The sequence below is a fragment of the Paenibacillus albidus genome (assembly GCF_014644435.1).
Taxonomy (GTDB): Bacteria; Bacillota; Bacilli; order Paenibacillales; family Paenibacillaceae; genus Paenibacillus_AQ; species Paenibacillus_AQ albidus.
Genome location: NZ_BMKR01000012.1, coordinates 151,365 through 165,553 on the forward strand (window position 1 = coordinate 151,365; position 14,189 = coordinate 165,553).

Annotated in this window: 16 protein-coding genes and 1 pseudogene; 4 read left to right on the plus strand and 13 right to left on the minus strand. The window is 53.4% G+C overall.

Features of this window, described 5'->3' with window-relative positions:
* Positions 1–92: 92 nt before the first annotated feature.
* Positions 93–248, plus strand: a pseudogene (locus IEY53_RS36305) (transposase); the annotation flags it as partial.
* 137 nt (positions 249–385) lie between these two features.
* Here the strand turns inward: IEY53_RS36305 and IEY53_RS16255 are convergent.
* The 11 genes from IEY53_RS16255 to IEY53_RS16305 form a co-directional block, all read right to left on the minus strand.
* A complete protein-coding gene (locus IEY53_RS16255) occupies positions 386–1,279 on the minus strand; it encodes a PHP domain-containing protein (protein ID WP_189026810.1) in 894 nt (297 codons plus the stop codon).
* 10 nt (positions 1,280–1,289) lie between these two features.
* Positions 1,290–1,889 carry a GNAT family N-acetyltransferase gene (locus tag IEY53_RS16260; RefSeq protein WP_189026699.1) on the minus strand — a complete coding sequence of 200 codons (600 nt, stop codon included), beginning with the start codon at positions 1,887–1,889 and terminating at the stop codon, positions 1,290–1,292.
* A 21-nt stretch (positions 1,890–1,910) separates the two neighbouring features.
* A complete protein-coding gene (locus IEY53_RS16265) occupies positions 1,911–2,813 on the minus strand; it encodes a selenium metabolism-associated LysR family transcriptional regulator (RefSeq protein WP_189026701.1) in 903 nt (300 codons plus the stop codon).
* Positions 2,814–2,895: 82 nt separating this feature from the next.
* Complete coding sequence (locus IEY53_RS16270; protein WP_189026811.1) at positions 2,896–3,336, minus strand: hypothetical protein; 441 nt, start codon at positions 3,334–3,336, stop codon at positions 2,896–2,898.
* A 457-nt stretch (positions 3,337–3,793) separates the two neighbouring features.
* Positions 3,794–3,967 (minus strand): hypothetical protein, encoded by a 174-nt coding sequence (locus IEY53_RS16275; RefSeq protein WP_189026703.1) that lies wholly within the window; start codon positions 3,965–3,967, stop codon positions 3,794–3,796.
* Positions 3,968–4,029: 62 nt separating this feature from the next.
* Positions 4,030–4,293, minus strand: a complete 264-nt coding sequence (locus tag IEY53_RS16280; RefSeq protein WP_189026705.1) for a YlbG family protein — start codon at positions 4,291–4,293, stop codon at positions 4,030–4,032.
* 40 nt (positions 4,294–4,333) lie between these two features.
* Positions 4,334–4,771: a YlbF/YmcA family competence regulator gene (locus IEY53_RS16285; protein ID WP_189026707.1), complete on the minus strand. Its 438-nt coding sequence runs from the start codon at positions 4,769–4,771 to the stop codon at positions 4,334–4,336.
* 73 nt (positions 4,772–4,844) lie between these two features.
* The gene (locus IEY53_RS16290) at positions 4,845–6,719 is read right to left on the minus strand and encodes a helicase-associated domain-containing protein (RefSeq protein ID WP_189026709.1); all 1,875 of its coding nucleotides are present in this window, start codon (positions 6,717–6,719) and stop codon (positions 4,845–4,847) included.
* Positions 6,716–8,419, minus strand: coding sequence for a DNA repair helicase XPB (locus IEY53_RS16295; protein WP_189026711.1), 1,704 nt, complete (start codon positions 8,417–8,419; stop codon positions 6,716–6,718). Before IEY53_RS16295 ends, IEY53_RS16290 begins: the two co-directional genes overlap by 4 nt.
* A gap of 75 nt (positions 8,420–8,494) precedes the next feature.
* The gene (locus IEY53_RS16300; RefSeq protein ID WP_189026713.1) at positions 8,495–8,938 is read right to left on the minus strand and encodes a CBS domain-containing protein; all 444 of its coding nucleotides are present in this window, start codon (positions 8,936–8,938) and stop codon (positions 8,495–8,497) included.
* Between the two features lie 72 nt (positions 8,939–9,010).
* The gene (locus IEY53_RS16305; RefSeq protein WP_189026715.1) at positions 9,011–10,183 is read right to left on the minus strand and encodes a M20 family metallopeptidase; all 1,173 of its coding nucleotides are present in this window, start codon (positions 10,181–10,183) and stop codon (positions 9,011–9,013) included.
* Between the two features lie 172 nt (positions 10,184–10,355).
* Here IEY53_RS16305 and IEY53_RS16310 point away from each other — a divergent pair, with 172 nt between their 5' ends.
* Positions 10,356–10,703 carry a YugN family protein gene (locus tag IEY53_RS16310; RefSeq protein ID WP_189026717.1) on the plus strand — a complete coding sequence of 116 codons (348 nt, stop codon included), beginning with the start codon at positions 10,356–10,358 and terminating at the stop codon, positions 10,701–10,703.
* Positions 10,700–11,929, plus strand: coding sequence for a putative lipid II flippase FtsW (gene ftsW, locus IEY53_RS16315; protein WP_189026719.1), 1,230 nt, complete (start codon positions 10,700–10,702; stop codon positions 11,927–11,929). Before IEY53_RS16310 ends, ftsW begins: the two co-directional genes overlap by 4 nt.
* 135 nt (positions 11,930–12,064) lie before the next feature.
* On the opposite strand, the gene IEY53_RS16320 is transcribed toward ftsW, so the two are convergent.
* Positions 12,065–12,430: an Asp23/Gls24 family envelope stress response protein gene (locus tag IEY53_RS16320; RefSeq protein ID WP_019911482.1), complete on the minus strand. Its 366-nt coding sequence runs from the start codon at positions 12,428–12,430 to the stop codon at positions 12,065–12,067.
* A 164-nt stretch (positions 12,431–12,594) separates the two neighbouring features.
* Between IEY53_RS16320 and cax the strand changes: the two genes are divergently transcribed.
* A complete protein-coding gene (cax, locus tag IEY53_RS16325) occupies positions 12,595–13,665 on the plus strand; it encodes a calcium/proton exchanger (RefSeq protein WP_189026721.1) in 1,071 nt (356 codons plus the stop codon).
* A gap of 88 nt (positions 13,666–13,753) precedes the next feature.
* Here cax and IEY53_RS16330 read toward each other — a convergent pair whose 3' ends face one another.
* Complete coding sequence (locus IEY53_RS16330; RefSeq protein WP_189026723.1) at positions 13,754–14,047, minus strand: Fpa/YlaN family protein; 294 nt, start codon at positions 14,045–14,047, stop codon at positions 13,754–13,756.
* Between the last annotated feature and the right edge of the window lie 142 nt (positions 14,048–14,189).

Here is a 14,189-nt window from a genome sequence, read left to right on the forward strand (position 1 = left end):
GGTAAAATGGAGTTACCACACAACCATTCCAAAGGAGAGGTTTCTTTTGTACATCCAATATACCATGAACCAACTTTGCTTGCCAATGGATGGTGTTTGGCCAACTGAAGAACAACCGGGACTTCCGGAGATTTCTGCTTCGTGGCATGGAAAAAGTGTCGCTTAAGGTCGGATGACTTTCGCTTGCTCATAATCTACTGAAGCAAGCTGCAAATGACCAAAAACGCAGAGCAGCGATCCTTCAATAACAGGAGAATCGCTGTTCTGTTGAATTTTACGGTTTTGAGAATGAACGTGGTTTGTCTCCGCTCGTAGAAAACTACTTTTGGGACAGCCTCTTATTACTGGGGGCAGCTTCTGTTCGGGGCGCCGCCCCGTCTGCCTGTTATTCCTTGTTCCGGTTGCCCAGCGAAGCCCTCAGTACGCTAAGCACTTCCACAGTAACAGTCCTACTACCCAGCTCCCCATGAAAAACCACGCCCTGCCGCGCTCCGTGAAAATCCGAGCCGCCGGTCACCGCCAGGCCAAACTCCTTGGCCATGGCCAGATAACGTTCCTCCTCGGCAGGGCCGTGATCGGAATGATAGACCTCCATTCCCGCTAACCCCGACCGCTGAACAATGTCCCGAACCAGCCCGTCATCGCCATAAAGACCGGGATGGGCCAATACCGCAGCGCCGCCGGCTTCATTGATCCACTTGGCCGCTTCCTCCGGCGTGATTCGCGGAGGCGACACAAAAGCTGCCGCTCCTTCAGCCAGGTAACGGTCAAAGGCATCCCGCATGTCCTTGGCTGCTCCCAGCCGGACCAGCTCATCGGCAATATGGGGCCTGCCGACGCTCTCGTCCGGTTTCAGTTCACGTCCGAGGCCTGCAATAACACGCGGCAGCGTGATCTCTATCCCCAGCGCCCGGAGCTTCGCCAGTATGGCTTCATTCCGCTGGTTACGGGTATTTCGCAGATCAGCCAGACGTGAGCGCAGCAGGGGGTCGTCAGGATCAATGTAATAACCCAGCACGTGAATATCTTTCCCGCCAGCGCGTGTGCTGATTTCTACACCGGGCACAACTGTAATCCCATACGTGCGTCCAGCTTCCAGAGCTTCAGCGATACCGGCTACCGTATCATGGTCGGTTATCGCTACGGCAGCAAGACCCTTTTCCCGGGCCAGCCGCACATTCTCAGCCGGCGGCTGCATGCCGTCGGAAGCTTGGGTATGCGTATGCAGATCGCAGTCCCCGGAGAGAGGCTGCGTGCCGTTGTCCGCTTTTGTAGTCATTTTCAGATCCTTATCCATGTATGGTACCTCCGTCTGAAATCCTATGGCTTTCGGCTGCTGCCCACTCTTCCCGCAGAATGCCCATTTTGATGGCGTCAAAATACTCACCGCGCACGATACGCGCCTTCCGAACACGCGCTTCCTCGATCATCCCGCATCTTGCCGCCAGCCTTATCATACGCTCATTGCCAGACCAAGTCCCAATACCCAAACGCACCGTATCAAGTGAATTGAATAGATATCCCATCCACAACCGAAAAGCTTCTGTACCATATCCCCCTGACCAGTAGTTGGAATCGTAGATTACAATACCGATCTCGAACCAATTGGTGACCTCAGAGACCCAGTATCGTCCTACGGTCCCTTTAAGTTCACCTTCAATCTCAATCATCAGATGATTGCGTGGCATGTCCGTGCCTGTTAGCACTACCTCAGGTTCGTATTTCCTGGCAAATTCTTTGTAGCTGATCCATTCTTGAGTCCTATAAGGTCCGTTCCATTTCAAATGTTCGCGGTCATCGGACTCATAGCAGTGAAAATACATTTCATGGATGTCCGCTTCCGTAATATCACGCAAAGTAACCTTTTCTCCAATCAGTTGAATACTCACTTTTCTCCCTCCAAGCCTCAATTACGTCTCTTCACTCGTATGCTGGCGCAAAAAAGTCAGAAACGTCACCGCCGAAATCGGCAGCAGCGTGGACTTTAAATGGATCGCATAAAATTGTCTTTTGAAGGAGGCATCCGAAATGTTGACGATTTTGAGCAGACCGAGGGCTACCTCATGTTTGACTGAAGAGGTGGAGATCATGGTGATGCCCAGGCCCGCCTCCACTGCGGACTTTACCGCACCGGTACTCCCAAGCTCCATAACCACTGTCATTGCTGCCGGATCAAGGCCTTTAGCCAGCATCTGCTCCTCCATGACACGCCGCGTCCCGGAGCCCCGCTCACGCAGCACAAACGGATGGCGGAGCGCTTCCTCAAGTGTAACCTCATTCTGGTCTGCGAGCGGATGTTCCGCCGGCACAATTAACTTCAGCTCATCCCCCATAACCGGCTCAATGACCATATCGGGATGAGTTACCGGAGCTTCGATCAGTCCAAAGTTCAACTGATGTTTGTTGATTTCCTCCATAATTTGCGTGGTGTTCATCACTTTCATCATAATGGATATATTGGGATATTCTTTTCCGAAAGGACCCAGCAGCCGGGGAAGCACATATTCGCCGATCGTCAGACTGGCTCCCAGCTGCAGCCGCCCCTCCAGCATATGCGTAAATGCGGACATCGCAAGATCCGTCTCCCGCATCAGCTGAATACTGCGCAGCGCGAAGGGCATCAGTGTTTGCCCGGCCTCGGACAATACAATTTTTTTGGTGGAACGGTTGAAGAGTTTCGTGCCGAAATAATCCTCCAGTGCCTGCACCTGCATGGTCACCGCCGGCTGCGTCATATGCAGCGTCTGGGCTGCCGCCGAGAAGCTGCCGCGCTCGGATACCGTATAAAAGATATGTAGCTGATGAAAATTCATGCTTTGCTGCTCCTTCTTGTACGAATGTCAAAAAAAGAACACACGGCTAAGCCGCATGCCTTCTTGTCGTGTATGAACCAAGCTATCTGCGCTTACGCCTTCGCTTCATCAGCTTGATCCGGCGGGAATTCCGCAGCCACGTATAATAACTCCGCAGTTCCCGCAGCTGGGGGGTCAGCGATACTTTGCCCAGGAACGAAACAACAATCATGCTGTAAAGGGGTTGTCCCGAGAGGCTTTTTTCGTCTTCCAGCTTGTTGAACTCGGCAATCATGACCAGATCGTCGTCAATCAAGTATGCATTATACTCGCTGTGCGAATAGGCTTTGATCCGCTTTTGCTTGAGACATTGCCACATCCATGCGGCAATCTCTTCCCCGGCATCACTGCTGTCCAGACTGATCCGGTCCATATACCGGCTTTTGGCGTGGTTCGAAATTACAATATTGGCGACCCTGTAGTTATTCAGCATGAGGTGAAAGGGCTCATACGTCCCCCATCGCTCCGTACCCTTGCCGCGCATCATCATCAACTCCACCGTGGCATGCACTTATTGTTGTCATCTTACCTTATTGCTGCAGGTTGTTCAAGCTAAGCGGCCGCGAATAGCGCATTGCTTGCACGTGTATGAACAAAATCACCCTACGGTTGAATAACAACTCGGAGCTTACGATGCCCTAATTGTTGTACAACAGACAAGAGGCAACATTATCATCATTTGGCTTGCTTAGCACTCACACTGTTGTAAAACGTGCATAACTCTCGCCCATATAGCGTGGTTAAGACCCTTGTTGTACTTTGCGATTGTGCGGGGGTCCTTCTGCGGACACGATGAGCTCCCTTCACGATCTATCCGCGGCTGATTCGGTCTCTTCACGATCTATCCGCCGCTGATGCGGACAGGAAATCCCTTATTGGGGAGGATTCGTCGATTCTGCAGGACTTACGGACAGAGATTCCGCTAATTGCCCCCTCTCCCCTCATTCCAGGCTCAAATGAACGATATAACGGCTTCTGAGTCCGGATTCGCCAGGAAAGTAGACTTTTTCACAAAATAAGGGCTTCTCTGTCCGCTTCACTCCGCTGATAGAACCCAATCCCCCTGCACCGCCTATTTCATCTGAAGCTTCCAGGATATCCACATTTTTGGGCATTGTATAATTTCCTATGTATCCAAAAAAACAGGCGCCATGGGCGCCTGTCAGAACCAGCCTCGTTACAATCCGTAATAGCGGGACTTGTCCGGTCCGTTGCTGGTGTATTCCGTCTTAAGTTCGTTACGGTATGATCTTTCGATCTTGCGTACGTAGGACAGCCTGCGGACATTCTTCATGACTTCCTCGGCACGATCCGAATTCACATACATAACCGCGTAGTGCATCTTGCGGGAGACGTAATGCAAGGTGCCGTATTTCTCCAGGTTGCGCGCCGCCTTGACGTCGCTCACCCAAACTATATATCCTGTGCGTTCCGCAAACATAAGCTCATCCGCCTTTCTGTCTCTCTTGCCCCGGGGCAGCTTATCCGCAGGAGCATTTCCCGCCGCTGCCGCATCCGCCTTTGGGCGATGGGTCGTTGCTGGGAACTTTGATGCTGTCCGATACGGAAAAAGCAATCGCTTCCGACATCGAATGCAGTATTTCATCCAGGGTCTTCTCCGCCTGCTTAAAGCGGACAACCTCCTCGAACTGCTCAAGCTCAGCCTCTACTGCCGACACTTCATCCTTGGCCGAATGATAATTCGGGTGGAAATGTCCAAAACGCTGGGTCTCTTCAAAGAGCTCCTTTTTCTGGTGAAGCCGTTTGACCATGGCCTGGATGGCGGGGTTCTGATCTACCCGGCCTTTCCAGTATAAGTAATCCGATACCTCGGCGGATTGATTAATCATGTCGCCCAATTCATAGGCGTATGTCAGCACTTCGGCCATATCGACCGTATTTATTTCCGCTACGCTCATGAACTTCAACTCTTTTCTACGTGAATGTTCTACCATTTCCAGTAGACTTTCCTATCATAACATAACCGGTTGCTCAAGCAGAAGAGGAATTTCTGCAGCCGGCCGGAATCATCAGCTTCATTTCCTTCCAGTCCGCTGCCGAAAGCCCGGCCTCCTCCGCATCGCTTTCACCGGCCCGCAGGATATACCCGCTTACCCTCCAGGGGTTCCGGGTGATTCTTTCGGGAATCAAATCCACCCGCTCGTCACCGAGCACAATTTGGACCCGTATGCCCCACTCCACCGCCTGCTCCATTATTTTTTGCGCAGTAGTGGTATGATACACCCGCCAATCCCTGCTCCACATCGCTGGCACTCCGGCCACTCCCGGCAGCAGCTCCTCCATGGATTCAGGGGAGACGGACGTCCCGGGGCAGAATTCAGCCCCAGCACCATACAGCCCGCAGTCCAGACCTGAATCCGGGATCTTATAAACATCGGCAGCTGCGGCTTCCTTGCCGAGATACAGCGGAATTCTCGGCGTATCCGCATCCTGCTGCCCTTCTATCAAGCGCGGCGGAGCCATTCCGGCTGCAGCCAGCTCTTGACGAACCCGGGCCACCTCCCCGGAGCTTACAGCAAAATGAAGCGGTCCCAGGCGGCTTAAGCTCTGCTGCAGGCGCGGATGGCCGGCAATAACCTCTGCATCTTCTGCATGACGGCAAGCCAGCACGATAACCTCGGCCAATACGGTCCGGCCCATCCCTCTGGCCCACTGCTCCAGAGACTGCTTAACGCCTTGCGGCAGTCCACCTGCTGCCAGCCTGTTCAGCCAGGAAATAATGTCGTCCGCAGCCAGCCCCAGATCGGCTGCAGCCGCAAACTTCTCCCGGGTCAGTCGAAAGACCCACATCCCCTCCCACTGCCGCAGCTCGGCGCAGCACGCCAGGGTCCAGCGGACGGTGTAAGGAACTCCGGGAGGAACAAGGACTTCGAAATCCGGCTGAACCATAAGCATGGAAGCATCTTCATCCTGGAGGAGCAACGCCTGGGGGGCACCACTGGACAACTGCGGCTTCGCTGCTGTCCACCGGAAGCAAGGCGCACCGCTGCGAAGCTCTCCGGTCTCGCACCACCCGAAGCTGGCCAGTCCCTGCAGCCAGCTTAGACTTGCGGCCTCCAGACTGCCGCCGCCTGATTCGGCAGCGGCAAGTCCCGAAGCCGTCATCCATTCCAGAACCTCCCCCAGCACGAACCACTCGCCTGGTACAAACCGGGGGGCCGATATCAATACCCTCAAATGCTGCTCTGCCGGTCTGGCACTGCCATAACGGTTCAGCACACTCTCATAGAGAATGGTATTCATCCCGTCCTCACTGAGCCGGAGCCACTTCTCCAGTACAGCAGGCTGCAAAGAATATGCTGTGCCGGCCCGCTCTAGAAGACCAAGTGTCAGCATAAGATCTATGGCAACGGCAGTATGGAGCGGATACGGTCCGTCCAAGGCCGTGGAAACAGACAAACCTATCAGCTGCTCGCCCCTGAAAGACAGCTGCTCTGCCAGACGGTTGAGGTTTTTTTTGTGGATACTGCCTTTGCCCGTCAGCGGCAGCCCTTCGCGGCCCGTATACAGCAGTGCCCGGAACAGATCCGCCGCCAGCCCCGGTCCGGCTTCAGCAGTGATTCGTATTTGACTGTCAGCGGCGGACGGCGGCTCATAGGGGAAGAAGCTCTGCTGAATGAGGGGCAGCTTTTCTGCCGGTATCTGATACAATCGCTCTCCCCATACTTTCTGGCGCAATTGCAGGACTCCCGCGTCCAATAGTTCGGCTATAGCCAGTTTATGTTCTGCCCGGCACAGATTCTGCGGCCGCAATCTGTCGGCTTTGTCTGCGGGAAAAGGCAACGCGGCATGAGCCGCACAGATCCGCTGCAGCACTTCACTTCCTTCCGGGGACAAGGGTCTCAAAGCACATTCTCCTCTCCATACGCCGCTGTTCTCACTGCGTACTCATATCCTTGTTCTGTCAGAAACAACCGCCGGCGCAGAGCGAAATCCTGTTCCCGGCTGTCTGCGGTGACCAGGGTATAGAAATAGGCCCGGTTCCCGCCTGCTTTCGGACGCAGAATACGGCCCAGCCGCTGCGCCTCCTCCTGCCGGGAACCAAAGGCGCCGGACACCTCAATCGCTACGGAAGCATCAGGCAGATTAACCGCAAAGTTCGCCACCTTGGATACAATCAGCACCTCAATCCGCCCTTCATTAAAAGCTGCGTACAGCCGGTTTCTCTCTTCCTGCGGGGTTTTCCCGGTAATTAAGGGGGCCCGGATATATTCGGCCAGCTGGTCCAGCTGGTCAAGATACTGGCCGATAACCAGAACGGCAGCCCCGCGGTGCGCTTTCACCAGTTGGGCCACCAGAGCCCTTTTTGCCGGATTGGCTGCGGCCAGGCGAAATTTCTCTTTCCCCTCCGCATATAAATATTGGCGCCGCAGCACCGGTTCCATAGGCACAGCTATTTCAATGCACTCTACCGAAGCAATCCAGCCCTGCCGTTCGAGCATCTTCCAGGGCATATCATAGCGTTTAGGGCCGATTAAAGAGAACACATCCCCTTCCCTGCCATCCTCCCTTACCAGGGTAGCCGTCAGCCCCAGGCGCCGCGTGGCCTGAATCTCCGCTGTAGCCCGGAACACCGGAGCGGGCAGCAAATGTACTTCATCGTAGATGATCAAGCCCCAGTTCCGCTCATTGAACAGATTCATATGGACAAAGGGCCCTCCTTTGGAGCGGCGGTGTGTCAATATCTGATACGTTGCCACAGTTACCGGCCGCACCTGGCGCCTTTCGCCCGAATATTCGCCGATCTCTTCATCCTGCAGCTGTGTCCGTTCCCGCAGCTCTTCTATCCACTGCCTGACCGAAGTGGCATTTGATGTCAGAATCAACGTTTCGCATTGCAGGCTTTCCAGTACTCCTATTCCGACGACCGTTTTTCCGGCCCCGCAGGGCAGTACAACTACCCCGCTGCCTCCCATGCCGCCTTCACCCTGAAACCGCTGAAGCGCCTCCTGCTGATAGGGACGCAGTTCAAAAGAACCGTCATTGCCTTTCCCGCCCCGGTCAGGTCTCCGCCATTCCACGCTTAACCGCTGTCCTTTATGATAGCCGGCATAATCCAGCACCGGATAACCCAGCCGGGTCAGCTCCTGCTTCAGCTTGCCGCGTGAGGCAACACAACAGTCACACTCCGCAGGCCCGCTCCGCGTAAGCCCTATTTCTGTCCAGCCGGGCTGCTGCTCCAGCTCATCGAGAAGTGCCGCAGCTTCGGCCCGCAGCGTAAGCCGGTCAGGCTGATCGACATGCCTGTGCAGAGTCAATTGGCCATATCTGGACAGCAGCAAGCTGATCTCCTCTTGAAGCCCTGCCGGCACCCCCCAGCGTGCGAGCCTGGCTAGCGTTGAGTTGATTTGCTCAGCGGTCTGCCCAAGCGCCGCCGCATGCCAGAGCGACAACGGTGTAATCCGGTAAGTGTGGTAGAGCGAAGGGCTCTTGCTGAGCTCTGCGAACGCGGCCAGCTCTTCCCTGGCCGTCTCAAATCCGGGATGAGCACATTCCAGCAGCAGGGTCCGGTCTCTCTGCACAATAATGGCACCTGAAGCTTCCATTTCATCTCCTCCTTACCCAACTTAGAAAAAGCCCACCTCCGGCTGCCGGACATGAGCTCCCCACTTTCATATGATTTAATGCAAATGCTGCTGCTGTGAAATTCCGCTCAGTGCTTCTCCGGCCTCATCCGCAAAAGAATGATGAACCGCCAGATCGCCAATGGATACGATCCCGATCAGTTTCTTGCCGCTGACAACAGGCAGGCGGCGGATCTGGCCCACAGCCATCAGCCGGGCGGCCTCATCCACGGAAATCTCTTCGGAAACCGAACGGACATCCGAAGTCATTACCTTCTCCACTGCGGCAGAGCCGGAGTGCTTGTCTGCATACCCGCGGAGTACAAGGTCCCGGTCCGTGATAACGCCGATCAGAATCTGATCCTCTTCCGACTGGACCACTGGAATAAAACCGGTGTCATGATCTTTCATCTTGACGGCAACTTCGTATATATTATCATTCAAAGTAACCGATACCGGATTCGGGGTCATAACCTCTTTAACCGTTTTGCTGTTTGTCATGAAAGAGCCTCCTGTCTAAATTTCCATGTTACGGAAATAGGTTCTCCCTCATAGGCTTGAATTATACGGAGCTTACTTCTCATTCAGAGCAGAATCCGCCATGGCGACCAGAAGCTTAACACCATGCAGCAGGGCATCCTCGTCAAAATCAAACTTGCTGTGATGATGCGGATAGATCAGGCCTTTCTCCGGATTGCCCGCGCCTACAAACATAAAACAGCCGGGAAGTTGTCTGAGATAATATGCAAAATCCTCGGCGGGCATCAGCTTCTCCAGCGTGATCACCTTTACCGATTCACCCAGCGCTGCCGGAGCCACACGGTTAAAACGCTCGGCTTCCGCTGCATCATTGACCAGCGGCGGGTATCCCATTACATAGTCGATCTTCACTTCCGTACCGTAAGCGGCCGCCAGGGAAGAGGACAATTCTTCAATCCGGCGCCGGATCAAATGCCGGGTCTCTTCATCAAACGCCCGGACCGTTCCTGTAATCCGGCATTTCTCGGCAATAACATTCTGGGCGAATCCCCCTTGAATAGTCCCTACGCTAAGCACAGCCGGACTAAGCGGATCTACAGACCGGCTCACGATGCTCTGCAGCTGGGTGACCAGCGCGGCTCCGGCAACAATGCTGTCGACTGTGCGGTGCGGCATGCCGCCATGACCGCCTTTGCCGATAATATCAATAAAAAATTCATCGGCAGAGGCCATCATCGGACCCGGCGTTGTGCCAACCGTTCCAACCGGAAGCGGAGTCCACAAATGAAGTCCGTAGACGGCATCCGCTCCCGCCAGCACTCCCTCCTCAATCATGCCCAGCGCTCCGCCTGGACAGACCTCTTCCGCAGGCTGAAACAGGAAGCGCAGTTCCCCCTTTAGAGTCTCTTTGCGGCTGCAGTAATAGGAAGCGGCAGCCAGGAGTATTGCGGTATGGCCATCATGGCCGCAGGCATGCATGACCCCTTCCTTTTCCGAGACATAATCGGTATTGTTCTCTTCCTGAATGGGTAAGGCGTCCATATCGGCCCGCAGCACAATCGTCTTACCGGGGCTTGTCCCCCGCAAAACACCTGTTACCCCATAACCTGTCTGGCTTCTCCTGACTTCCATTCCAAATTCCGCGAGCTTCCCCGCTACAAAAGCTGATGTTTCTTTCTCCTGATACGACAGCTCCGGATGCCTGTGCAGATAACGGCGCCATTTCACCAGCTCCGGCAGCAGTTGTTCAATCGGCAACATCTCCATATCTTCCCCATCCCTTTCCTATTTCTTTTATTGTAGCAGAAACACAAAAATGTGGGTATGGATAAGCATTGTACACCCTTGCACAACCCTTGGAAACATACTATCATGAGGAAGAACATTGCAAGCAGATGGCAAATTAATCATTATACTTCATAAGGGGGAGTTGTGCGCTATGATTTTTGAGAACACGGGTCTCGTAGGACTTAAGAGTGATCTGCACTATCTGGACGAAAGTGCGACAAAAGCAGGTTTCATCCGTTGGCAGTGGGAATATTACCGTGCCACCTACGACAGCAAGATTGAAGATGAACAAAGCGGCGATGAATACTTCCTCCGTGTGAACACACGCGCTGTTGAAGGGAAGCTGGAGAAGCCGGAAACCGTCCTTTCCATTGAAGCCGTTTACTTGGGCAGAGCTACCTTCCCGCATGGCCTGGAATATGAGTCCCCTGTACCCAAACCCGTCCTTGACGTGGCTGCCAAACGCATCCTCGAGCTTAAGCAGCTGCTGGAGGCTTGAGTAAGGGTAAGGGAACGACAAACAAAAAAGTCAACCTGCCCAAAAGAGGCACACCCGATTTTCAACTGCTTATTCTGACCCTGCTGCTGGTAGGCTTTGGCCTCATTATGGTCTTCAGCTCCAGCTCCAGTCTTTTTTTCCGGAATGATCCGCTGTATTTTGTGAAACGCCAGATCGTCTGGATCATGCTGGGCACTTTCGTCATGTTTACCGTTATGAATATTCATTACTCCAAGTTCAAGAAATGGTACGCGCCTATCTTTATTATCACACTCATTATGCTGCTCATCGTGGCCTTTGGTGAAAGAATCAACGGGGCGAAGAGCTGGATCGGCATCGGTACGCTGGGCATTCAACCTACCGAGCTGGCCAAAATCGCCATCATCCTTTATCTTGCGGCACTGATCAGCAAAAAAGGCGAGCGGCTGAGAGATCTCCGGACAGGCTATATCCCAGTTATGGTCATCGTCGGCATTGTAGCCGGCCTGATTATGATGCAGCCCGATTTGGGTTCCTGCATGATTCTTGTGGCCACAAGCGGACTTGTGATCTATGCCGGCGGCGCCAGCATGAAACATATCATGGCCTCGGTTGCCCTGCTTGTGCTTGGGGTCGGAATCGTGATGGGGGCCAAGGCCGCCATTGATTCGCTTACTCCCGCTACCGGGGAGGCCCTCAATGATAACTACAAAATAGAACGCCTGGAAGCCTTCCTCAATCCAGATGCTGATGAAGACGGCAGCGGCTATCATATTATCCAGTCCCTGATTGCTTTAGGGGAAGGCGGTGTCACCGGGTCCGGCTTCGGACAAAGCGTGCAGAAGCTGCATTACCTTCCTGAACCTTACACCGATTTTATCTTTGCTATAATTGGAGAAGAATTCGGGTTTATCGGCACCGCCATCTTCCTGATTATTTACCTCTACTTTATCTGGAGGGGCATTCTGATTGCGCTAAGATGCAAGGACCCGTTCGGCACCTTGGTCGGTATTGGTGTGATGGGGTTGTTCGCCATCCAGGCCTTTGTCAACATCGGGGGCGTCACCAAAACGATCCCGCTCACCGGGGTGACTTTGCCCTTCATCAGCTATGGCGGTTCCTCGCTGCTGGTAAGCATGTTGTCCATGGGAATCATGCTGAGCATCTCGCGGGAAACCAACCTGCCGGTGAAAGAAGAGGTTACCAAATCGGTAACTACTGTCCGCCAGATCCGTCGTGCCCGCTGAGCACTCCGTGCCCAAGAGGCAGCGCTTCTTCAAGCAGGGTGATACCATCAAACACCAAACGAGGGTGTCCCGGCAGCCAATCTGGCTGATGGGACACCCTCGTTTGGTTTATTCTTGTGCTGCAGAATTCGTCATCTAGGAAATCTCATCATTCTTGAAAGCGACGCCTTCCACCTTGACATTGACTTCAACAATGTGCAGGCCGGTCATGCTCTCCACAGCCTCGCGTACGTTCTGCTGAAGCATCCGGCACACTTCGTGGATCGGCGTCTCATAGAGCACAATAATCCGCAAGTCTACCGCAGCTTCCAGTTGACCTACTTCAACGGTCACGCCCTTCTGCACATTTTTGCCGCTCAGGCGTTTCGCCCAGCCTTCCGACAGGCCGCCGGACATGGCCGCAATTCCCGGTGTCTCCAGGGCTGCCAAACCGGCAATTTTGGAGACGACATCATTTGAAATCCGTATATTTCCCATTTCCAGTTGAAGTTGTTCTGCCATGCCATATCCCCCCTACACTCATTATCAATTATTGTAATTCCAAAACAGGCTAAAAAGCAAATGACTTTCTATTTCTTGTATCATTCCCCGTTTACACTATGAATCAATTTGGGTATATTGATTAAGAATTCATCCTACATATAAGAGACTGGAGCGTGCTTACAATGAAAAAGTGGATATCGCCGGCGCTGCTGGCAATCACCTTTATCCTTAGCGCCGTCGCACATTATGCGAACTGGGATCACACCTTGCAGTTCATTCTGTCCTCCATCGCGGTCGTGTTTGTGGCCGGATTTCTGGGCCGGGCCACGGAAAGCGTAGCCCATTATGCCGGACAGCGCCTTGGCGGCTTCCTGAATGCAACCTTCGGCAATGCCGCTGAACTGATTATCGCTTTCTTCCTTGTCAAGGAAGGACTCTTCGATATGGTGAAGGCATCCCTGACCGGTTCGATTATCGGCAATCTGCTGCTCGTCCTGGGACTAAGTATTTTTGCCGGAGGTCTGAAGTTCAAAGTGCAGAACTTCAATGTCACACTGGCCGGGCTTAACGGCTCGCTGATGATTGTGGCCATTATCGCCCTGTTTGTACCGGCCATGTTCTTCAACACCCATTCTATTACGGACGAGGACACCAAGCTGCTGAGTCTGATTGTGGCCGGCATCCTGATTGTATCCTATATGGCCTGGCTATCCTTCTCCATGATTACGCACAAGAAGTACCTGGAGGACGTCACCGACAAGAAGGATGAGGTCCTGCCTAACGAGCATGCACCAGTCTGGTCGAGAAACCGCTCCATCCTGTACCTGATCCTGGCTACCGTTATGGTTGCTTTTGTCAGTGAGTGGCTCGTTGGGACGCTTGAGACATTGACGGAACGTTTTGGATTCAGCGAACTCTTCGTTGGCGCTTTCCTGGTAGCTATTATCGGTAATGCCGCCGAACACAGTGCCGCCATTCTGCTTGCCATGAAGAACAAGATGGGAGCTGCGGTAGAAATCGCTGTCGGCAGCAGCTTGCAGATCGCTCTGTTCGTCGCACCTGTACTTATCTTTGCAAGTTATTTCATGGGCAATACCATGGATATCGTATTCACGACCATAGAGCTGGTGGCGATCGCTGTCGCCGTATTCATAGCCAAGTCGATTACGCAGGACGGGGCAACCAACTGGTACGAAGGATTGCTGCTGCTGGTCGTCTACCTGATACTCGGCGTCTCCTTTTATCTCGTGTAGATCACAGCCGGGCAGCAAGACAACCGGACAATACAAAAAGCGCACATGAGCGACCCCACCGTCCTCATGTGCGCTTTCGGCATACCTATCATTGTGTCGCTTTATTGTTCAGCGCCTCATAGAGCACAGCCAAATTGCGTTCCAGCTTGCTTAGAATCAGTTTTCCTGCAACTTCGGGCACCAGACCCGCTCTGACCGCAAAATCGACCTCTCTGGAGAAACCGTACATCTGAGTATCCAGCACTTCCTCGTAGAGAGGGCAGTAGCGTGTGGCCAGATTTTCCATCTGTACTTCAATAAGCTTCTCAATTTTATCGGCATCTTCTTGTAGAAGAGTGATCGCTTTAAGATTAATCTGTTCCTGTAAATCCGATGAAGTCATGCTTCTTCCCCCCCATGTCCAAAAGTTACAGCTGCGTTACTAGTTTATTTAATATTAGTCGAAATCGGAACCCAATACAAGAATTCAGTTCATTATAGTTTGTATTATGCCTAAAAACGCCCTGCCGCAGTCGGCAGGGCGT

Bases quoted from the DNA above. Each gene is read 5' to 3' on its own strand.
- IEY53_RS16270 (WP_189026811.1), bottom strand. From the start codon at position 3,336: ATGCGCGGCAAGGGTACGGAGCGATGGGGGACGTATGAGCCCTTTCAC.
- IEY53_RS16265 (WP_189026701.1), bottom strand. From the start codon at position 2,813: ATGAATTTTCATCAGCTACATATCTTTTATACGGTATCCGAGCGCGGC.
- IEY53_RS16305 (WP_189026715.1), bottom strand. From the start codon at position 10,183: ATGGAGATGTTGCCGATTGAACAACTGCTGCCGGAGCTGGTGAAATGG.
- IEY53_RS16320 (WP_019911482.1), bottom strand. From the start codon at position 12,430: ATGGCAGAACAACTTCAACTGGAAATGGGAAATATACGGATTTCAAAT.
- cax (WP_189026721.1), top strand. From the start codon at position 12,595: ATGAAAAAGTGGATATCGCCGGCGCTGCTGGCAATCACCTTTATCCTT.
- IEY53_RS16255 (WP_189026810.1), bottom strand. From the start codon at position 1,279: ATGACTACAAAAGCGGACAACGGCACGCAGCCTCTCTCCGGGGACTGC.
- IEY53_RS16310 (WP_189026717.1), top strand. From the start codon at position 10,356: ATGATTTTTGAGAACACGGGTCTCGTAGGACTTAAGAGTGATCTGCAC.
- IEY53_RS16285 (WP_189026707.1), bottom strand. From the start codon at position 4,771: ATGAGCGTAGCGGAAATAAATACGGTCGATATGGCCGAAGTGCTGACA.
- IEY53_RS16275 (WP_189026703.1), bottom strand. From the start codon at position 3,967: ATGCCCAAAAATGTGGATATCCTGGAAGCTTCAGATGAAATAGGCGGT.
- IEY53_RS16300 (WP_189026713.1), bottom strand. From the start codon at position 8,938: ATGACAAACAGCAAAACGGTTAAAGAGGTTATGACCCCGAATCCGGTA.
- IEY53_RS16295 (WP_189026711.1), bottom strand. From the start codon at position 8,419: ATGGAAGCTTCAGGTGCCATTATTGTGCAGAGAGACCGGACCCTGCTG.
- IEY53_RS16330 (WP_189026723.1), bottom strand. From the start codon at position 14,047: ATGACTTCATCGGATTTACAGGAACAGATTAATCTTAAAGCGATCACT.
- IEY53_RS16280 (WP_189026705.1), bottom strand. From the start codon at position 4,293: ATGTTTGCGGAACGCACAGGATATATAGTTTGGGTGAGCGACGTCAAG.